This window comes from Kitasatospora sp. NPDC057223 (assembly GCF_042669755.1).
In the GTDB taxonomy this organism is placed as follows: domain Bacteria; phylum Actinomycetota; class Actinomycetes; order Streptomycetales; family Streptomycetaceae; genus Kitasatospora.
Genome location: NZ_JBHUWW010000043.1, coordinates 23,161 through 41,293, shown reverse-complemented (window position 1 = coordinate 41,293; position 18,133 = coordinate 23,161). Strand labels below are relative to the sequence as shown.

Annotated in this window: 17 protein-coding genes; 5 read left to right on the top strand and 12 right to left on the bottom strand. The window is 74.5% G+C overall.

Annotated elements, in window-relative coordinates:
• Positions 1-206 precede the first annotated feature (206 nt).
• Positions 207-965: a phosphoglyceromutase gene (locus tag ACFUK0_RS17610; protein WP_380251042.1), complete on the bottom strand. Its 759-nt coding sequence runs from the start codon at positions 963-965 to the stop codon at positions 207-209.
• Positions 966-1,113: 148 nt separating this feature from the next.
• On the opposite strand from ACFUK0_RS17610, the gene ACFUK0_RS17605 reads away from it, so the two are divergent.
• Positions 1,114-2,406, top strand: coding sequence for an MDR family MFS transporter (locus tag ACFUK0_RS17605; protein WP_380251040.1), 1,293 nt, complete (start codon positions 1,114-1,116; stop codon positions 2,404-2,406).
• 2 nt (positions 2,407-2,408) lie between these two features.
• On the opposite strand, the gene ACFUK0_RS17600 is transcribed toward ACFUK0_RS17605, so the two are convergent.
• Entirely contained in the window at positions 2,409-3,002 is a 594-nt protein-coding gene (locus ACFUK0_RS17600) for a YbjN domain-containing protein (protein ID WP_380251038.1), read from the bottom strand.
• A 69-nt stretch (positions 3,003-3,071) separates the two neighbouring features.
• Positions 3,072-4,436, bottom strand: a complete 1,365-nt coding sequence (mshA, locus tag ACFUK0_RS17595; protein ID WP_380251036.1) for a D-inositol-3-phosphate glycosyltransferase — start codon at positions 4,434-4,436, stop codon at positions 3,072-3,074.
• Between the two features lie 232 nt (positions 4,437-4,668).
• Between mshA and ACFUK0_RS17590 the strand changes: the two genes are divergently transcribed.
• Positions 4,669-5,499, top strand: coding sequence for a class I SAM-dependent methyltransferase (locus ACFUK0_RS17590; RefSeq protein ID WP_380251034.1), 831 nt, complete (start codon positions 4,669-4,671; stop codon positions 5,497-5,499).
• 225 nt (positions 5,500-5,724) lie between these two features.
• On the opposite strand, the gene ACFUK0_RS17585 is transcribed toward ACFUK0_RS17590, so the two are convergent.
• Positions 5,725-6,327: an O-acetyl-ADP-ribose deacetylase gene (locus tag ACFUK0_RS17585; RefSeq protein ID WP_380251032.1), complete on the bottom strand. Its 603-nt coding sequence runs from the start codon at positions 6,325-6,327 to the stop codon at positions 5,725-5,727.
• Positions 6,328-6,554: 227 nt separating this feature from the next.
• Here ACFUK0_RS17585 and ACFUK0_RS17580 point away from each other — a divergent pair, with 227 nt between their 5' ends.
• Positions 6,555-8,108 (top strand): PP2C family protein-serine/threonine phosphatase, encoded by a 1,554-nt coding sequence (locus tag ACFUK0_RS17580; protein WP_380251030.1) that lies wholly within the window; start codon positions 6,555-6,557, stop codon positions 8,106-8,108.
• 63 nt (positions 8,109-8,171) lie between these two features.
• Here the strand turns inward: ACFUK0_RS17580 and ACFUK0_RS17575 are convergent, their stop codons facing one another.
• From ACFUK0_RS17575 to ACFUK0_RS17560, 4 genes are all read right to left on the bottom strand, one after another.
• Positions 8,172-8,495 carry a DUF2516 family protein gene (locus ACFUK0_RS17575; RefSeq protein ID WP_380251029.1) on the bottom strand — a complete coding sequence of 108 codons (324 nt, stop codon included), beginning with the start codon at positions 8,493-8,495 and terminating at the stop codon, positions 8,172-8,174.
• A 210-nt stretch (positions 8,496-8,705) separates the two neighbouring features.
• Positions 8,706-9,284, bottom strand: a complete 579-nt coding sequence (locus ACFUK0_RS17570; protein WP_380251027.1) for a hypothetical protein — start codon at positions 9,282-9,284, stop codon at positions 8,706-8,708.
• 18 nt (positions 9,285-9,302) lie between these two features.
• Positions 9,303-9,764, bottom strand: a complete 462-nt coding sequence (locus ACFUK0_RS17565; RefSeq protein ID WP_380251025.1) for a helix-turn-helix domain-containing protein — start codon at positions 9,762-9,764, stop codon at positions 9,303-9,305.
• A gap of 175 nt (positions 9,765-9,939) precedes the next feature.
• Positions 9,940-10,347 carry a PPOX class F420-dependent oxidoreductase gene (locus tag ACFUK0_RS17560; RefSeq protein WP_380251023.1) on the bottom strand — a complete coding sequence of 136 codons (408 nt, stop codon included), beginning with the start codon at positions 10,345-10,347 and terminating at the stop codon, positions 9,940-9,942.
• A 162-nt stretch (positions 10,348-10,509) separates the two neighbouring features.
• Between ACFUK0_RS17560 and ACFUK0_RS17555 the strand changes: the two genes are divergently transcribed.
• Positions 10,510-11,331, top strand: a complete 822-nt coding sequence (locus tag ACFUK0_RS17555) for an alpha/beta fold hydrolase (protein ID WP_380251021.1) — start codon at positions 10,510-10,512, stop codon at positions 11,329-11,331.
• 82 nt (positions 11,332-11,413) lie between these two features.
• On the opposite strand, the gene ACFUK0_RS17550 is transcribed toward ACFUK0_RS17555, so the two are convergent.
• The 3 genes from ACFUK0_RS17550 to ACFUK0_RS17540 form a co-directional block, all read right to left on the bottom strand.
• Entirely contained in the window at positions 11,414-12,562 is a 1,149-nt protein-coding gene (locus tag ACFUK0_RS17550) for a MerR family transcriptional regulator (RefSeq protein ID WP_380251019.1), read from the bottom strand.
• A gap of 169 nt (positions 12,563-12,731) precedes the next feature.
• Complete coding sequence (locus ACFUK0_RS17545) at positions 12,732-12,950, bottom strand: hypothetical protein (RefSeq protein ID WP_380251017.1); 219 nt, start codon at positions 12,948-12,950, stop codon at positions 12,732-12,734.
• 13 nt (positions 12,951-12,963) lie between these two features.
• Positions 12,964-16,128, bottom strand: coding sequence for an SNF2-related protein (locus tag ACFUK0_RS17540; RefSeq protein WP_380251015.1), 3,165 nt, complete (start codon positions 16,126-16,128; stop codon positions 12,964-12,966).
• Between the two features lie 192 nt (positions 16,129-16,320).
• Between ACFUK0_RS17540 and ACFUK0_RS17535 the strand changes: the two genes are divergently transcribed.
• Positions 16,321-16,959 carry a YceI family protein gene (locus ACFUK0_RS17535; RefSeq protein WP_380251013.1) on the top strand — a complete coding sequence of 213 codons (639 nt, stop codon included), beginning with the start codon at positions 16,321-16,323 and terminating at the stop codon, positions 16,957-16,959.
• A gap of 104 nt (positions 16,960-17,063) precedes the next feature.
• On the opposite strand, the gene ACFUK0_RS17530 is transcribed toward ACFUK0_RS17535, so the two are convergent.
• A complete protein-coding gene (locus ACFUK0_RS17530; RefSeq protein ID WP_380251011.1) occupies positions 17,064-18,038 on the bottom strand; it encodes a LysR family transcriptional regulator in 975 nt (324 codons plus the stop codon).
• Between the last annotated feature and the right edge of the window lie 95 nt (positions 18,039-18,133).

Genomic DNA, 18,133 nt, shown 5'->3' with positions numbered 1-18,133 from the left:
GCCGACAGAGATCGTTGGCATGTCTGCGCCAGGCCAATGCTCCCACGGTAGGATCCCGCCCGGCCGGGCGTCAATGGTCTGAACCATTTTCAGGACCCTTCACCCACAAGGGAGTTGACCCGCAGCGGACACCGGGGGCGCCAACGGGTCCGGCCCCGCCTCCCCGGGTCGGGGAGGCGGGGCCGGAAGGCCTGCGGTGAAACGGGTTACTTCTTGCCCTGGTTCTTGACCGCCTCGATGGCGGCTGCGGCCGCGTCGGCGTCCAGGTAGCGGCCGCCCTTGGCGAGCGGCTTGAAGTCGGCGTCCAGCTCGTACACGAGCGGGATGCCGGTCGGGATGTTCAGGCCCGCGATGTCCTCGTCCGAGATGCCGTCGAGGTGCTTGACCAGCGCGCGCAGGCTGTTGCCGTGCGCGGTGACCAGGACGGTCTTGCCGGCCGCGAGGTCCGGGACGATCGCGTCGTACCAGTACGGGAGCATCCGGTCGACGACGTCCTTGAGGCACTCGGTGGCCGGACGCAGCTCGCTCGGGATGTCGGCGTAGCGGGGGTCGTTCGCCTGCGAGTACTCGTTGTCGTCGGCCAGCACCGGCGGCGGGGTGTCGTACGAGCGGCGCCAGAGCTGGAACTGCTCCTCGCCGAACTCGGCGAGGGTCTGGGCCTTGTCCTTGCCCTGCAGGGCGCCGTAGTGGCGCTCGTTCAGCCGCCAGCTGCGGCTGACCGGGATCCAGTGCCGGTCGGCCTTGTCCAGCGCGATCTGCGAGGTGCGGATGGCACGGCGCAGCAGCGAGGTGTGCAGCACGTCGGGGAGGAAGCCCTCGGCGGCGAGGAGCTCGCCGCCACGTGCGGCCTCCTTCTCGCCCTTCTCGTTGAGGTCGACGTCGACCCAACCGGTGAACAGGTTCTTCTGGTTCCACTGGCTCTCGCCGTGGCGGAGCAGGATCAGTCGGTAGGTCGTATCAGCCATGGCCCCCAGCTTAGTGGAGGCAAGTTAACGGCTGGCAGCGGCCAGGGCCGCTGTGTAATGTACAACCATCGCTTGAGCCACTTACTGCCCCGCTGTTCGGTCCACCCCGCACCGCTCACCGGGACAACTGCTGCCCGGGAGCCCCGCCATGCCCGTCCCCGACCGCCTCCGGAGAGTCCTGACGGAGACGATGGGCGGGCTCCCCCGGCAGTTCTGGTGGCTCTGGACGTCGACCCTGGTGAACCGGCTCGGCGGCTTCGTCGTCACTTTTCTGGCCCTGTACCTGACCGCCGACCGCGGCTACTCCGCCTCGTACGCCGGTCTGGTCGCGTCCCTGTTCGGGCTCGGCTCGGCCGTGGCGTCCGTCGGGGCCGGGGTGCTGACCGACCGGATCGGCCGGCGGCCCACCCTGATGGCCGCCCAGGTCGGCACGGCGCTCTCCACCGCGGTGCTCGGTTTCGCGGACGGCCAGGTGGCGATCGCCTCGGTGGCGTTCCTCGTCGGGCTCTGCGGCAACGCCTCCCGGCCCGCCGTCTCGGCGATGATCGCCGACCTGGTGCCCGCGGCCGACCGCGTCCGCGCCTACTCCCTCAACTACTGGGCCATCAACATCGGCTTCGGGGTCTCGGCCGCCGCGGCCGGCCTGATCGCCGCCCACGGCTACCTCACGCTCTTCCTGCTCGACGCGCTCACCACGCTGCTCTGTGCGGTGGTCGTCTTCGTCAAGATCCCCGAGACCAGGCCCGAGGCCCCGGCCCTGCACCGGGACGCGCCGGCCGTGAGCCTGGGCACCGTGTTCCGGGACACCCGCTTCATGGCCGTGGTGGGGCTCACCCTGCTGCTGGCCCTGGTGGTCCAGCAGGGCAGCACCACGCTGGCCGTCGACATGGGGCAGGCGGGCATCTCGGCCGCCCGGTACGGGCTGGTGATCGGCCTGAACGGCCTGCTGATCGTGCTGCTGCAGATCCCGGTCACCCGGATGACGGAGGGCCGCAACCGGACGGCGCTGCTGGTCGCCGGCGCGCTGCTGACCGGCTGGGGCTTCGGGCTGACGGCCCTGGCCGGGTCCTCGGCGATCCTGTTCGCGGTCACCGTCGTCGTGTGGACGATCGGCGAGATCATGAACACGCCGACCATGATGGGCCTGGTCGCCGAACTCTCGCCCGCCCACGCGCGCGGCCGCTACCAGGGCGTCTACTCGCTGTCCTGGTCGCTGGCCTCCTTCCTCGGCCCGGCGCTGGGCGGTCTGCTGCTCCAGCACGCGGGCGGCGGCGCGGTCTGGGGCGGGTGCGCCCTGCTCGGGACGCTCGCCGCAGCGGGCCACCTGGTGCTCGGCCGCCGGACGGCCGATGCGCCCGCGTCCGCACCGGCTCCCGCCCCCGCGCCCGTGCCTGACGCCGGGTTGCCGAAGGCGGACGGCCTGCGGGCGACGAGCGCCTGACGCTACTCGGCGGGCCCCGAGGCGGTCGATCCTGAGGCGGCAGATCCCGGAGCGGCAGATCCCGGGTCGGCGGGCCCGGCCGCGGGCGGCGCGACCGGTGCGGCCAGGTGCGCGAAGGCGTCCAGGTTGCGGGTCGACTCGCCGCGCTTGGTGCGCCACTCCCACTCGCGGCGGATGGCGGAGGCGAAGCCGAGTTCGAGCAGGGTGTTGAACGGCTCGTCCGCGCTCTGCAGCACGGCGGCGAGCAGCCGGTCCACCGAGTCCGGGGTCAGCGCCTCCAGCGGGAGCCGGCCCGCGAGGTAGACGTCCCCGAGGGCGTCGATCGCGTACGCGATGCCGTACAGCCTGGTATTGCGCTCCAGCAGCCAGCGGTAAACGGCCTCGTGGTTCTCGTCCGGGCGGCGGATCACGAACGCGTTCACCGACAGGGTGTGGTCGCCGACCCGCAGGGCGCAGGCCGTACTCAGCTTTCGGACGCCCGGCAGCGCAGCGACCAGCGTGAACGGGTCGGTGGCGGCGGGCTCCCAGGCCACTCCTGTGTCGTCCAGGGCGGCGCGCAGGAGGGTCAGGGCCTCGTCCTTGGTGCGGATTGCCATGGAATTGACGTTACTCGGCGGTAGTGGCGGCGCGCAGCAGGGCCCGCCGGTCGGACCGGCCGCGGCCGGTCAGACCAGCCGCAGCCGGGAGGCGGCCAGCCGGCCGGCCTGGCGGGCCAGCGTCCCCGCGTAGACCTCGGCGGTGCTCGCGGCGGCGGCGCCCCAGCCGAAGACCGCGGCGTGCCGGGCCGCCGCCGCGCCCTGGCGCCCGACCAGGTCTGGCTCGGTGGCGTACGGCTTCAGGGCGTGCGCCCAGTCCTGCGGATCGTGGCCGCGCACCAGCGTGCCCGTCACGCCGTCCCGGACGGCGACCGGCAGGCCGCCGACCGCCGCGGCCACCACCGGTGTGCCGCAGGCCTGCGCCTCCAGGGCGACCAGGCCGAAGGACTCGCTGTACGAGGGCATCACCAGGGCCGTCGCGGCGCGGTACCACTCGGCGAGGTGCTGCTGTCCGACCGGCGGGTGGAAGCGCACCACGTCGCCGATGCCGAGCTGGGCGGCCAGCTTGTGCAGGCTCTCCGGCTTGGCGAGGCCGGTGCCGGAGGGGCCGCCGACGATCGGCACGATCAGGCGCTCGCGCAGCGCCGGCTCCCGTTCGAGCAGCACGGCGACGGCCTGCAGCAGTACGTCCGGGGCCTTGAGCGGCTGGATCCGGCCGGCGAAGAGCAGCACCGACGCGTCCTGCGGCAGGCCCAGCCGGGCCCGGGCGGCCTGCTGGTCGCCCGGCCGGAACACGTCCAGGTTCACGCCGGGGTGGACGACGGCGAGCTGGTCCGGCCGGGCCGCGTAGTGCAGGGACAGCTCGGCCGCCTCCTCGGCGGTGTTGGCGATCAGCCGGTCCGCCGCCTCGACGACCTGGGTCTCGCCGATCACCCGGGCCGGCGGCTCCGGACAGTCGCCGGCGGCCAGCGCGGCGTTCTTGACCTTCGCCATGGTGTGCATGGTGTGCACCAGGGGGACCCCCCAGCGCTGCGCGGCCAGCCAGCCGACCTGGCCGGACAGCCAGTAGTGCGAGTGGACGAGGTCGTAGTGCCCGGGGCGGTGGCCGGCCTCGGTGCGCAGCACCCCGTGGGTGAAGGCGCAGAGCTGGGCCGGGAGGTCCTCCTTGAGCAGGCCCTCGTACGGCCCGGCGGTGACGTGCCGGACGAGCACCCCGGGGGCCAGCTCGACCGTCGGCGCGTCGTCCGAGCAGATCGCGCGGGTGAACACCTCGACCTCGATGTTCAGCTCGGCGAGGCGCTTGGCCAGCTCGACGATGTAGACGTTCATCCCGCCCGCGTCGCCGGTGCCCGGCTGGTGCAGCGGCGAGGTGTGCACGCTCAGCATGGCTATCCGGCGCGGTCGGCGGGACCTGGCGCCGACAAGACTCTGGAGCCGGCCGCGGGTGGGCGGACTCGGCACACGACGAACCGACCGTACGGGGTGCTGGACCACGTGGCTGAAGCCTCCTCTGTGCTCCCCGATTTCCCTGCTGCTGCCCTGCTGGTACTGCTATCGGCGCTGCCGCGACTCCTGTCGGTCACGCCGGGTACTGCTCGGCGCCGCCCTGTCGTCACCCCCCGTGCCCGGACAGGTCTCGCCGCCAGTGTTCAAACCACCGGTCCGGCTCCCCGCATTCCCGCCCCGGCCCATGAATCTGCCGGGCTCCGCCGCGTACCCTGCTGGGATGGCCGCCACCTTCGACCCCGCACCCCCGTCCGCCCGCGGCCGGGCGGCCCGGCCGGTCGGAACGGTCACCCGCGGCACCACCAACACCAACCGGTTGCGCCGGATGGACCGCTGGATCGCGCACACGCTCGGCCCCGCGCTGCGCTCGGCCGCGCGGCCCCCCGTCGCGGTGGACCTCGGCTACGGGGCGGCGCCCTGGACTGCGGTCGAGCTGGCCGGCCGGCTGCGGGCGGTCCGGGCGGACGTCCGGGTGGTGGGCATCGAGATCGAACCCGAGCGGGTCGCGGCGGCCCTGCCGTACGCCGAACCACCGCTGCTGACCTTCCGGCGCGGCGGCTTCGAGGTGCCGCTGGACGGCGGCGGGCCGGCCCAGCTGATCCGGGCGGCCAACGTGCTGCGGCAGTACGACGAGTCGGCGGTGGCCTCGGTCTGGGACCGGCTGCGGGGCCGGCTGGCACCGGACGGACTGCTCGTCGAGGGCACCTGCGACGAGATCGGGCGGCGGCACGTCTGGGTCGCGATCGGTCCGGAGGGGCCGCGCACGGTCACCTTCGCGGCCCGCCTCGGCGGCCTCGGCCAGCCGTCCGATCTGGCCGAACGGCTGCCGAAGGCGCTGATCCACCACAACGTGCCGGGGCGGCCGGTGCACGCCTTCCTGTCCGACTTCGACCGGGCCTGGGCGGCGGCCGCGCCGTACGGGGCGTTCGGCGCCCGGCAGCGGTGGGCGGCGGCCTGCACCGCGCTCTCCTCGCACTGGCCGCTGGTGGACGCCCGGGGGCGGTGGCGGCAGGGTGAGGCCACGGTGCCGTGGAGCGCGCTGGCGCCGTAGGGCCCGTGCCCCGGACCTTCCCCCGGGCCCGGCTCCCGGGGCTGCTTCCGGGGCTGCTTCCGGGCCCGGCTCCCGGGCCGCTTCGGAGGTGCAGGTGAGCGAGCCGACGGATTCACTCGAACGAGTTATCGAATAACTCTGGCGTGTTGACGCCCCGTCACGCCACCATGGGAACAGCTGAATACGGCCGGGGCAGCGCTCTCCGCCGCACCCGCCCGTGCCCGCTCAGCCCTGCTGCCCCAACTCCTGCCGCACCCGATCGAACGCCGCGTACGACTCCGCCCCGAACAACACGAACCGCACCTCCTCCAGCCCCGACCCCGAAGCCGTTCCCGCTCCCGTTCCCATTCCCGATGCTGTTTCCGTTCCCGATGCCGTTCCCGATGCCGTTTCAGACTCCACCGTCGTCAGGGCGATCCGGGCCGCGTCGTCCAGCGGCCAGCCGTACACCCCGGCCGACACCGCGGGGAACGCCACCGTTCTCGCCCCGAGAGCAGCCGCAGCCCGCAGCGACTCCCGGTAACAGGAGGCGAGCAGGCCGGCCCGCTCCTCGTACTCCTCCGCCAGGTACACCGGCCCGACGGTGTGCACCACCCAGCGGGCCGGCAGCCGGCCGGCCGTCGTCACCACCGCCTGACCCGTCCGAAGCCCCTTGCCGTAGTGCGAGGCCCGCAACCTGCGGCACTCCGCCAGGATCTCGGGGCCGCCCCTGCGGTGGATGGCACCGTCGACCCCGCCCCCGCCGAGGAGGGAGGAGTTGGCCGCATTCACCACCACGTCCACCTGCTGCTCCGTGATGTCACCCTCGACCAGCGTGATCCGCGTCACCGCACCGTCCTCCCGTCCCGGGCCCGCCCCGGCCGGGCCACCCGCGTTCCGCACGCTATCCAGTCGGACCGGCAGCGGCGTGGCAATGACCACACCGGCGCCCACAGGCCGTAGAAACCCCCGGAGATCACGTTATGGTCGCGAGAAGTTCCCCGACACGCGGTGCCAGGCGGGCACTGCGCACGGACGCCGACCGTTGCCCAGTCGGGGAAAGGGAGGACCGACCGATGCCCGCACAGGGAGACGGGCGGGTACCGGGCGCCGACGAGCTGCCGGGCACCCCGGCCGATGCCCCGGACGGCCATGCCCGCAACAGCTCCGTCCGTGAGGACGGCGCCGCCCGCACCACCGTGGCCGCGGCCCCGATACCTCGCCCGCGCGCCACGCCCACGGGCGACACGGTCGCCTCCCCCGCGGCCACCCGCGCCACGACGGTCCCGGCCCGGGCGGCCGGCGAGGCCGCACCGCTCAAGATCCTGGTGATCGAGGACGACGCCGAGGGCGCCCGGCTGATCAAGTCCGCGGCCGCCGACAGCGGCACCGCCATCGAGGTCCACTGGGCCCGCGGCATGGACCACGCGATCGACCTGCTCGCCGCCGCACCGCCGTGGACGCGCCGCAACCGTTCGCGCGGTGCGGACTTCGGCTGCGTACTCCTCGACCTCGCCGAGCCCGGGACCCGGTCCGCGGCGGCAGCGGCCGAGGCGGACCCCGACGGCCTGAGCCGGCTCCGCGAGCTGCTGCAGCGCGCCCCGCAGACCGCCGTCGTGGTCCTCACCGACGCCGGCGGGGCCGAGCTGGGCGCTGCCGCCGTCGCCGCCGGAGCACAGGACTTCCTGGTCAAGCACGAGACGAACGGCCCGCTGCTCGCCCGGGCCCTGCGGTACGCGGTGGAACGAAAACGGGCCGACGAGTCCCAGCGCCGACTGGTCGAGGCCGAGCTGCGCGGCCAGGAGAACGCCCGCCTGCAGCGCCACCTGCTGCCCACCCCGCTGCTGGACGGCGCCGGGCTGTCCTTCACCCGCCGGTACCGCCCGGGCCGCCGCCGCGCCCTGCTCGGCGGCGACTTCTACGACGCCGTCCGCACCGACGACGGCACCGTCCACGTGGTGATCGGCGACGTCTGCGGCCACGGCCCCGACGAGGCCGCACTCGGTGTGGCCCTGCGGATAGCGTGGCGCACCCTGGTGTTCGCCGGCCTGACCGGCGAGGCCCTGCTGACAACCCTCCAGCACGTCCTCGAACACGAACGCCGCAGCGACGAGATCTTCGCGACCCTCTGCATGCTGGTGATCGAGCCGGACGGGAACGGCCCCGGCGCGGACGGCACCGACACCGGTACGAGCACCGGCAGCGGCACGGGGCCCGCCGTCGAGCACGCCCGGCTCTACCTGGCCGGGCACCCCGCGCCGCTGCTCCTCGGCGCCGACCACGGCCCGCTGCTGCTCCCGGCCGAGCTGGCCGGCCCGGCCCTCGGCCTGCTCCCCTGCGACGACAGCCAGGCGAACTGGCCGTCGCAGCGGCTGGAGCTGCAGCCCGACTGGCGGCTGCTGCTCTACACCGACGGCCTGATCGAGGGCCGGGTCGGCGCGGGCTCCCGGCGTCTCGGGCAGGACGGCCTGGCCGAGCTGATCGGCGACCACCAGGCGGCCGGGCTCACCCGGGGGCGACTGGTCGACAGCGCGATCGCCGAGGTGGAGGACCTCAACGGCGGGGCCCTCACCGACGATGTCGCCGTACTGCTGCTCGAACGCAACCCCGCACCGCTGATCCTCGGCTGACACGGACGGGCCGGGTGCCTGCGCACCCGGCCCGTTCTCCGTTCCGCCACACGTCCCCGCCGGTCACCAGGGCCCGTACGGCCCCGTGTTCCGCGAGTCCTTGCCGCCACGGCCGTCCGTCAGCTGCTTGATCGCCGGCCGGACGTCGACCATGTAGACGATCGCGGCCACCAGGCCGCCGAGGGTCAGGAAGCTGGTCAGGAAGTTGGCCCCGAAGAGCAGGTCCACCCCGAACGCGATGCCCAGGATGGCCAGCCAGAACGGCTTGCTCTTCTTGTCCGCCGCGCGGTAGGCCTCGTCCCGGCGGCTCGCGGCGTCGAGGAGAGCGGCCAGCTTGAAGCCCAGGATGCCGACCGCCAGCCACCAGAAGGGGTTCAAGAAGTCCAAGGCCAGGACTTGGCCCAATCCACCCACTGCGGTCTCCTCACTCAGGCCCTACCGGTCATCTCCGTGGCTACGGCGCCGTCCATCCTGGCACGGCCGCCCGCCACAGCCGGGACAACGTACCGGCCGGCCGGGATGTGCCCCGGAACGGCCCGGCTGCCGGTGCTCCCGCCACCCACCTACCCGCCGGGCCGCGGCCTCACCCACGACGGACTACTTGCCGGCGCCGGGCGCCTTCCGCGGCCGCGGGCTCTTCTTCGCGGCTTCGGGGGCCCCGGCCTCGTCGACGAGTTCGGCCTCGACGGGCTCCTCGTCCACGGGCTCCCCGTCCACCGGCACCTCGTCCGCGGGCTCGGCGTCGGCCCACAGCGGCGCGGCGGTCTCCGCCAGCTCGCCGGTCTCCTCCGTGCCCTCGGCGCGGCCCTTGTCCACGACGCCCTTGCCGCGCACGGCAAGCTCGTCGTAGGCCTCCTTGGCCTTCACCGCGAGCTCCACGGCCCGGCCCACCTGCTGGAGTGCGAAGGTCTGGGCCTTCTCCTGCAGCACCTTGATGTCGGTGGGCAGCGTGTTCACCGAACCGGCCACCTTCGCCTGCGCCTCGACCAGCCGGGCCTGCGCCTCCTGCAGTCGCGCGGCGGCCCTCTCCTGCGTGCCCTTGCGGTCCGCCGCGAGCGCCTCGACCTTGCCGGGCACCTCCCGCAGCTTCTCGTACGCCAGGTCGCCGGCGCCGGCGAGGGCGTACAGCGGCGTCGGGTCGTTGAGGGTCTTCTTGATCTCGTCCGTGATCGGCATGACAGGTCCTCCTGGCGTCTAGGTCTCTCGGTCGCTGCCGGCCGTGGCGGCCGGCTGCTCGGCCCGGGGTGCGTGCTGCCCCTCGGCGGCCTGGTCCTGCTTCGGAGCCGCCCTCTTCGGGGCCGGGCCCCGCGGAGGCGTGTTCTCCTTCAAGAAGGTGTCGTAGACCGCGAGCAGCGCCTGCTTCTGCTGCTCGTTGATCAGCGGATCGGCCAGGATCGCGGCCCGCAGTTCCAGGCCGTCACCCTGCCGCTCCTCCAGGATCCCGGCCTGGACGTACAGCGTCTCCGCCGAGATCCGCAGCGCCCTGGCGATCTGCTGCAGGATCTCCGCACTCGGCTTGCGCAGCCCGCGCTCGATCTGGCTGAGGTACGGGTTGGACACACCGGCGGCCTCCGCCAACTGCCGCAGCGAGTACTGCGCGGTGCGCCGCTGCTCGCGGATGTACTCGCCCAGCGAGCCGACGTTCAGGGAGGCCATGCCCACAGCGTGCCCGACCGTGCTTGCAATTGCAAGCACATCGCTAGCGCCAGCAAACGCGTGTCGCGACGACCGCGCGCACCCGGCCGTACCGGGCGCCGGGCACGGCCGGGCGGGCGGGCGGCCCGGGCGGCCCGGGTGGCCCGGGTGGCCCGGGTGGCCCGGGCATCGCGTGTCAGAGCCGGCCGGTGACCTTGTCCGGGGTGATGCGGACGACGACGCGGGGGCCGTCGTCCTTCGAGGCCGGGTTGAAGACGGCGTACTCCTGGCCCGTGTACTTGACCGAGAGTTCGTCCAGCAGCTCCCCGGTGGTGTCCGGCGTGACGGTGGCGCTGCCGCGGACCTCGGCGTAGGTGTAGGGGTTCTCCGGCGGACTGATCAGGACGGTGACGCGCGGGTCCCGGGCCGCGTTCTTCCCCTGCAGGCGGTCCAGCGTGGTGGAGAACAGCAGGTCCTCGCCGTCGCGCTTGATCCAGACGATCGTGAGGTGCGGTCGTCCGTCGGGCAGCACGGTCGCCACGGTGGCGAAGGCGCGGGAGTCGTCGAGGTACTTCTTCAGTTCGTCCGAGAGGACGGCTGCCATGGTCGGAGCCCTTCCTGGGAGGCGGATCCGGGTACGCCCCCGTCCGGGTGCGCGCCACTGCCAACAACCCACGGGGAAAAGGAAATTCCGGCCCGGGCGGGTGCCACCGGACCGCCGGAATCCAGTGGAGGGCCCGGCCGCGGCCGTGTGATGATCACGTCCATGCCGCACTTCACCGCATACGACGGGACCCTCCTGCACTACGACGTCTCCGGGGCCGGCCCGGCGCTGGTCGCCCTCGCCGGCGGGCCCGGAATGGACGCCCGCTACCTCGGAACGCTCGGCGGCCTGGACGGCCACCGGACGCTGATCACGCTGCACGCCCGGGCCACCGGACGATCCGAAGTGCCTGCAGACCGGGCCAGTTGCTCGTTCGCGGCGCAGGCCCGCGATGTGGACGGGCTGGTCCGGGAGCTCGGGCTCGACCGGCCCGACGTGCTCGCGCACTCGGCCGGGGCGCTGACCGCCCAGCGGTACGCGGCCGACGCCCCCGACCGGGTCGGGCGGCTGGTGCTGGTGACGCCGGTGGGCCGGGCCGCCCGGGAGCCGGACGACGCCGAGGTGGCGGAGATCCGGGCGGGCCGGGCCGGCGAGGACTGGTACCCGCGAGCCGCAGCGGCGGACGAGAAGCTCCGGGCCGGGGCCGAGCCCACTGCGGAGCTCCTCGCCGAGCTCGCGCCGTTCTCCTGGGGCACCTGGTCCGAGGCGGCGCGCCGGGCCGTCAGCCAGCCGCTGACCGCCCCGCAGCCGTGGATCCGGCAGGCCTTCTACGCGTCGGCGGGCCGACCGGTGCCGCTGGCACGGACACCCGTCCTGGTGGTGGCCGGCGGCCTCGACGGCCTGATCGGCACCACTCCCGCCCGGCTGACCGCCGAGTGCCACCCCCGGGCCCGGCTGGAGGTGCTGGACGACTGCGGCCACCGCCCGTGGGTCGAGGCGCCCGAGCGCTTCCGGCGCCTCGTCCTGGACTTCCTCGACCACTGACGCCCGCAGCACGGGTCGCAACGCGCCGGCCGGGGCGGGAGGCAGGATCCGCCGGTCCCCGGCGGGCTCGGCCGGGCGCGGCTCAGGCCGAGGCGGGCTCGGTCAGCCGGACGGGCATCAGGAGCGAGAAGGTGCCGTTGCTGCCGGGCGTCCGGATCGCCAACGGTGCGATCGGGCCGCCGAGTTCGAGCACGAGCTGCTCCGAGGCGCCGGCCCGGATCGCGTCCAGCAGGAACTCCCGGTCGACGGCCACCCGCAGTGCGGCTACCCCGGCTGTCCCGGCTGTCCCGGCTGCCCCGCCCTCCGCCGTCCCGGCGTCCGGCGTCCGGCCGTCGTCGGCGCCGAGCGTGCCGTCCTCGGCGATGCTGAGCACCGCGATCTCGCAGTCCACGCCGTCCTGCGTGCGCGGCATCCGGCGGGTGGCCGCGTCGGCGAGCACCTGCCGCAGGGCGGTGGTGGTGGTCTCCACCCGGCGGGCCGGCTCCAGTCGCACCAGCCGGCGGTAGTCGGGGTAGTCGTGGTCGAGTGCCGCGCCCTCGATCCGGTGGCCGCCGGCCGCCAGCGCGACCGTCGCGCCGCCGAGGGTGAGCTCGGCCCGCCCGCCGCCGGCCAGCAGCGCACGGGCCCCGTCGACCAGCGCCGCCGGGACGATCGCGGCGGCCGGGCCGCCGTCCGCCACCGCGACGGCGGCCTCGGCGACGGCCAGCCGGTAGCGGTCGGTGGCGACCAGCCGCAGCAGCTCGCCCTCGATCTCGAACAGCACCCCGGCCAGGGCGGGCTGTTCGGGGTCGCCGCCGACGGCGAAGCGGACGGCGTCCAGCGCGGCGGCCAGTGCGGCGGCGTCGACGGTGACCCTGGTCTCGGTGCGGTGGTGCTCCACGGGGTTCTCCCTCTGGTCGAGAAGTGCTCGGATGAAGGAGAGTTCGCGGCGGGCATCGGCGAGGCCGTTCTCCAGCCGTCGCAGGTGCGCGTCGACGACGCGGTGTGCGGCTGCCGACCCGGCGGACCGGTCGAGGACGAGCCGGATGTCCGCGAGCGGCAGGCCGACCCGGCGGAGCCTGCTCAGCAGCCGGGCGTCGGCGAGCTGCCCCTGCTCGTACCAGCGGTAGCCGGTCTGCGGGTCGACCCACGCCGGGCCGAACACGTCGGCGCCGTCGTAGTACCGCAGCGCACTCACGGTGAGGCCGCTGTCCCGGGCCATCTCGCCGATGCTGCGCATGTCGCTCTCCATGCCGAGGACTCTGGGGGCTCGACCAGGTCGAGGGTCAAACCGGGGCCGGACGGCACCGGGCCGGGCCGCACCGGGGCAGCGGCTCCGGCGCGAGCGAGGTCGCCCACCCGTGCGACGCTACCGCAGGCCCCGGCGCCGGCCCCTGCGGTCGGGCGGTGGACGCCTGCGGTCAGGCGGTGAACGCCTCGTACGCCGGAGCCAGCAGCACCGCGAGCTCGCGACCGCGCACCGTGATACCGGACGGCCCGAGGCCCGCGAGGGCGGTGGCCTGCTCCGGGGGCGGCGCGTCCGGCTCCTCCCGGAGGGTGAAGGAGCCCTTCCAGTAGTCGGCCAGGAACTCCTCCAGCGGCCACTCGTCCGGCGGGCGCCCGTCGTTCTCCACTGCCATCTCCCGTACTCCCCTACTCCCCCACCGCATCGGCCGAGAGGGCCACCAGGGCCCGCAGTTCAGCGGTGGACAGCTCGGTGAGCCAGTGCTCGCCCTCGCCGACCACGGCCTGGGCCAGGGCGCGCTTGGACTCGATCATCTCGGCGATCCGCTCCTCGACGGTGCCGACGCAGACGAACCGGCGCACCTGGACGTCGCGCCGCTGGCCGATCCGGAAGGCCCGGTCGGTGGCCTGCTCCTCGACCGCCGGGTTCCACCAGCGGTCCAGGTGGATCACCTGGTTGGCGGCCGTCAGGTTGAGCCCGGTGCCCCCGGCCTTCAGCGAGAGCAGGAACACCCCGGGCCCGCCCGGCTGCTGGAAGCGGGCCACCAGCTCCTCCCGCCGCCGCTTGGGCACACCACCGTGCAGGTAGAGCACCTCCTCGCCGAGCCGCTCGGCCAGGTACGGCTGGAGCAGCGTGCCGAACTCGGCGTACTGGGTGAAGACGAGCGTCCGGTCGCCCTCGGCGAGTGCCTCCGCCAGGATCCCGGTCAGCCGGGCGACCTTGCCCGAGCGGTCCGCCAACGCCGATCCGTCGTGCAGGAGTTGGGCCGGGTGGTTGCAGACCTGCTTGAGCCTGCCGATGGCGGCGAGGACGGTGCCGCGCCGCTCGACACCGCGGATGCCCTGGACCCGGTGCAGCAGCTCCGCGACCACCGCCTGGTAGAGGCCGGCCTGTTCGGTGGTGAGGTTGCACCAGACGGTCATCTCCTGCTTCGCGGGCAGCTCGGCCGCGATCAGCGGGTCCGTCTTGAGCCGCCGCAGCACGAACGGCGCCGTCCGGCGCTGGAGTTCGGCCGCGACTGCGGCGTTGCCGTGCTGCTCGACCGGGATCGCGTACCGCTCGCGGAAGCGCGCGGCGGAGCCGAACAGGCCCGGGTTGGCGAAGTCCAGGACGGCGTGCAGTTCGGCCAGCCGGTTCTCCACCGGGGTGCCGGTGAGGGCGATCCGGTGGGTGGTCACCGGCAGTGAACGGACGGCCCGGGCCTGGGCGGTGGCGGAGTTCTTGACGGACTGCGCCTCGTCGGCGACGACCCGCCGCCACTCGATCGAGGCCAGCTCCTGCGCGTCGCGCTGGACGAGCCCGTAGGTGGTGATCACCAGGCCGGCGTGCCGGACGGCCGCGCGCAGCCCGTCCCCGGTGGGCCGGTCGGCCCCGTGGTGGACGTGCACCCGCAGGTCGGGGGTGAACCGGGCGGCCTCCCGCTGCCAGTTGCCGACCAGGGACATCGGGCAGACCAGCAGGGTCGGCGCGGTGACGCCCTCCGCCTGCTCGACCGCGAGCAGGGCGAGGGTCTGGACGGTCTTGCCGAGGCCCATGTCGTCGGCCAGCACCGCACCGAGGCCGAGCGCGGCCAGCGAGCGGAGCCAGGCCAACCCCCGCTCCTGGTAGGGGCGCAGGGTCGCGAGGAAGTTCTCCGGGAGGACGGCCCCGGGCGCGGGCGCCACCCGCCCGGCGAGCAGCTCGCCGAGCGGTCCGTCCGCGTGCACGGCGGTCACCGGCAGCCCGCCGACGGCGGCCTCCGGGTCGAGTGCCGTCCGCAGCACCTCGGCGGTGGACATCGCGCCGCTCGCGTGGCCGGTGAGGAAGGCCAGGGCCGCGGCGATCTGCTCGGCGTCGACCTCGACCCACTGGCCCCGGATCCGTACCAGGCCCTGTTTGGCGGCGGCGAGGTCGGTCAGGTCCTGCTGGGTGAGGGCGAGTCCGCCGAGGGCGGCCTGCCAGCGGAAGGCGACGACGGCGTCCCGGTCGACCTGGCTGCCGGTCTCGACGGCGGCGACGGCGGGCGTCCGGACGTTCAGGGTGAGGCCGAGGGCCGGCCGGCGGCGCCACCAGGTGGGGAGCAGCACGCCGAAGCCCGCGGCGGTGAGGTCGGGCGCGCCGCTGCGCAGGAAGTCGAGGGCGCCGGCCCGGTCGAGGCGGAGCGCGGCCGGGCGGCGGGACCGCAGGGCCTCGCGCAGCGCGGGCCAGCAGCGCACGGCCCGGTCGAGTTCGGCGGCGTAGGCGTCGAGCGGGTCCGCGGCCTTCTGGGTGAGCGCGGCCAGCGCCGGGCCGCCGAGCCGGAAGTCGGCGGCGGGCACGAGCAGGGACGGCTCGTCGGTGGCCTGGAGCAGGAATTCGAGCTGCCAGTGGTCGTCGGAGGGGCGGCCCTCGGGGTCGTCGGGGTCGGGGCCGACGGGCTCGGCCAGCCGGAAGCAGAGGCGCAGCGGGGCGTCGGCCGGGGCGGTGCCGGCGTACCAGGCGGCGAGCTGCTGCCCGAGGGCGGCCAGTTCGGCCCGGTTGCCGGCCGGGTCCTCCTGCGCGGGCTGCCCGGCGGCGCCGTCGGGTGTGCGCAGCGCGGTCAGCCAGTGTTCGACTGCCGTGCCGGGGGCCGGGCGGCCGGTGCGCAGCAGCGGGGGTACGTCGGCGAGGACGGCGCGGGCCTCGGCGTCGGCCAGGGTGTCCAGCAGGTCGGCGACCAGGGCGGTTCCGCTGCGCCCGGCGGGCGGGCCCGGCCACTCGCCGCGGCAGACCGGCGGGCAGCCGGCGGCCAGTGCGGCGGCCTCGCGGCGGCCGTCCTCGTCGGGGGCGGGGCGCCAGCGGGCGTGCGGTGCGCCGTTCTCGGTGGTCGGCAGCGGCAGGACGCGGCCGCGGTGGACGAGCCGCCAGGCGAGGTCGTGGACGGCGGTGAGCCAGCGCAGCGAGGCGCCGTGGGTGATCTCGACGCGCCCGGCGGCGGGGAGCTCGGCGGTGGTGACGGCCCAGCGGGGGTCGAAGAGCTCGCCGAGGAGCTGGGCCGCGCCGGCGGCGTCGAAGAGCAGTGCGGGGACCCGCCAGGGTGTCAGGGAGGTGCCGCCGCGGCTGGGCGGCACGGGCAGTTCCGGGGACGGGGTGGGTACGCCGCCGAGGGTGGGCAGGCGCAGGGTGGCCCAGCGTTCGGGGGCCTGGTCGGCGAGCCAGCCGAGTCCGGGGCCGATGCCGGCGAGCAGGGCGGCGACGGCGCCGGCCGGGCAGGCGTAAGGGTGGGCCCGGACGGCGCGGGGGCCGGGGCCGGCTCCGGTGTCCGGTGCGGGCTGCGGCGGCGGGTAGGCGCGGGCGTCCTCCGCCCAGAGGGCCAGTCGCCCGTCGGCCCGCCAGAGCGCGTGCAGGGCGTACATGGGCGGGCCTTCCGGTCTGCGGAGACGGGTCCCTGAAGCGTATCCGCCCGCCCTGTCATTCGAACATGCGAACGATCGAGCCCCGTGCGGACGACTGGCCGAGACGCATGGTTGAACTTTGAACGAATCGGGTCTATGGTTGAGCCATCAAGTTGAAGCCTAAACAAACGGCTTCGAACCGAAGGAGGAGCCATGGGCCTTTTCAACCGCACCAAGACCGCTGACACCGCCGGCACGACCACCACGAACACGGTCGGCACCGCCGTTGCCGAGGCCCCCGCAGGCCCCGGCCTGGGCCACCTCACCGGCGACTGGACCATCGACACCACCCACAGCCAGGTCGGCTTCGCGGTGCGCCACGCGATGGTCACCAACGTCCGCGGCTCCTTCGCCGAGTACGACGGCAAGCTCCACCTGGACGGCACCCACCCCGGCAACTCGTCCGCCGAGCTGGTGATCAAGGTGGCCAGCATCGACACCAAGCAGGCCCAGCGCGACGAGCACCTGCGCACCGGTGACTTCTTCGCCGCCGAGACCTACCCGGAGATCACCTTCCGCAGCACCTCCGCCGAGCGCCTGCGCGGCGACTCCTACCGGCTGACCGGCGACCTCACCATCAAGGACACCACCCGCCAGGTCGTCCTCGACCTGGACTACACCGGCAGCGCCACCGACGCCTACGGCGCCGACCGGGTCGGCTTCGAGGGCGCGGCCACCATCGACCGCACCGACTGGGGCCTGTCCTACAACGCCGCACTGGAGACCGGTGGCGTGCTGATCGGCGAGAAGATCAAGCTCAGCTTCGACATCTCCGCCGTCAAGGCGGCCTGACCCGGCCACCCACGACTGCGCCACCTCTCCGCCCCTGCCGTCCCCGGACGGCAGGGGCGGCGCCATGCCCGGCCCGCGCTCACCGCACCACCGGCCCCGCGCACTCAGCCCGCCAGCAGGGCCGCATCCGCCGCCGGCAGCCAGCACCCGGGCGGGCGCCGCAACCAGCCCTCCCTGCGGCCGAGTTCGGCAGCCGCCCGGATCAGTGCGGCCAGCCCCGGGTGGCGCAGGTCGGGCCGGTGCACCAGCCCCACCAGACTGAGCGGCACCGGGTCGACCAGCGGGACGGTGACGACGCCCGGGATCTGCGGGCCGCCCGTCGTGGTCAGCATCAACTCGCCGTGCCGGCGGAGGTAGTGGGCCGTCTCGACCAGTCCGACCGGCGGCAGGTGCTCCGGCGCGGCCGCCAGGCCGTGTTCGGCGAGAAGCCCGGCACCGAGGTCCGCCCACTCGGTGGTCGCCGGATTGCCCGCGCAGATGTCCACCGGGTGACCGGCCAGTTCGGCGAGCGGGAGCTCGGTGCGGCCGGCCAGCGGATGCCCGGTCGACATCATCACCGCCATCGGCTCCAACCGCACCGGCACGTGGACGAGTTCGGCGCGCAGCCGGGCCGGCAGCCCGGCGAAGCGCCCGAGCGAGACGTCGAGCCGGTGGGCCACCAACTCGGCTGCGGCGGCGCCCAGTCCGCCGTGGAAGCGGGCGAGCAGTTCACCGTCGGGCCAGGCCTCCCGGGCGTGGGCGAGCAGGCGGTCGGCGGTCAGGTCGTCGCCCGTCACGTCGCTGTTGAGGTCCAGCAGCAGCGGCCGGTGCCCCTCGCACGCCACGGTGCTGAGGATCTCGTCGTGCAGGACGAGCAGCCGGCGGGCCCGGGGCAGCAACCGGGCGCCCGCCGCGGTGAGTTCGACGCTGCGGGTGGTCCGGGTGAACAGGGCGCCGCCGAGCGCCTGTTCCAGCGAGCGGATGTCCCGACTGAGGGCCTGCTGGGCGATGTGCAGCCGTTCGGCGGCGCGGCCGAAGTGCAGGGTCTCGGCGGTGGCGACGAAGCCGCGGAGCAGGCGCGGGTGCAGGTCACGGGGCATGCCGGGATATTAACAACAGTTCGTTGTGAGTACGGCGAAACAGGTGTTGGACCGTGCCGCCGCCCTGCCGCGAGGCTGGTGGCTTCCCGCCACCG

Excerpts from the sequence above, each read along its gene's own strand:
- ACFUK0_RS17610 (WP_380251042.1), bottom strand. The coding sequence starts at position 965 with ATGGCTGATACGACCTACCGACTGATCCTGCTCCGCCACGGCGAGAGC.
- ACFUK0_RS17605 (WP_380251040.1), top strand. The coding sequence starts at position 1,114 with ATGCCCGTCCCCGACCGCCTCCGGAGAGTCCTGACGGAGACGATGGGC.
- ACFUK0_RS17600 (WP_380251038.1), bottom strand. The coding sequence starts at position 3,002 with ATGGCAATCCGCACCAAGGACGAGGCCCTGACCCTCCTGCGCGCCGCC.
- ACFUK0_RS17590 (WP_380251034.1), top strand. The coding sequence starts at position 4,669 with ATGGCCGCCACCTTCGACCCCGCACCCCCGTCCGCCCGCGGCCGGGCG.
- ACFUK0_RS17580 (WP_380251030.1), top strand. The coding sequence starts at position 6,555 with ATGCCCGCACAGGGAGACGGGCGGGTACCGGGCGCCGACGAGCTGCCG.
- ACFUK0_RS17570 (WP_380251027.1), bottom strand. The coding sequence starts at position 9,284 with ATGCCGATCACGGACGAGATCAAGAAGACCCTCAACGACCCGACGCCG.
- ACFUK0_RS17565 (WP_380251025.1), bottom strand. The coding sequence starts at position 9,764 with ATGGCCTCCCTGAACGTCGGCTCGCTGGGCGAGTACATCCGCGAGCAG.
- ACFUK0_RS17560 (WP_380251023.1), bottom strand. The coding sequence starts at position 10,347 with ATGGCAGCCGTCCTCTCGGACGAACTGAAGAAGTACCTCGACGACTCC.
- ACFUK0_RS17555 (WP_380251021.1), top strand. The coding sequence starts at position 10,510 with ATGCCGCACTTCACCGCATACGACGGGACCCTCCTGCACTACGACGTC.
- ACFUK0_RS17550 (WP_380251019.1), bottom strand. The coding sequence starts at position 12,562 with ATGGAGAGCGACATGCGCAGCATCGGCGAGATGGCCCGGGACAGCGGC.
- ACFUK0_RS17545 (WP_380251017.1), bottom strand. The coding sequence starts at position 12,950 with ATGGCAGTGGAGAACGACGGGCGCCCGCCGGACGAGTGGCCGCTGGAG.
- ACFUK0_RS17540 (WP_380251015.1), bottom strand. The coding sequence starts at position 16,128 with ATGTACGCCCTGCACGCGCTCTGGCGGGCCGACGGGCGACTGGCCCTC.
- ACFUK0_RS17535 (WP_380251013.1), top strand. The coding sequence starts at position 16,321 with ATGGGCCTTTTCAACCGCACCAAGACCGCTGACACCGCCGGCACGACC.
- ACFUK0_RS17530 (WP_380251011.1), bottom strand. The coding sequence starts at position 18,038 with ATGCCCCGTGACCTGCACCCGCGCCTGCTCCGCGGCTTCGTCGCCACC.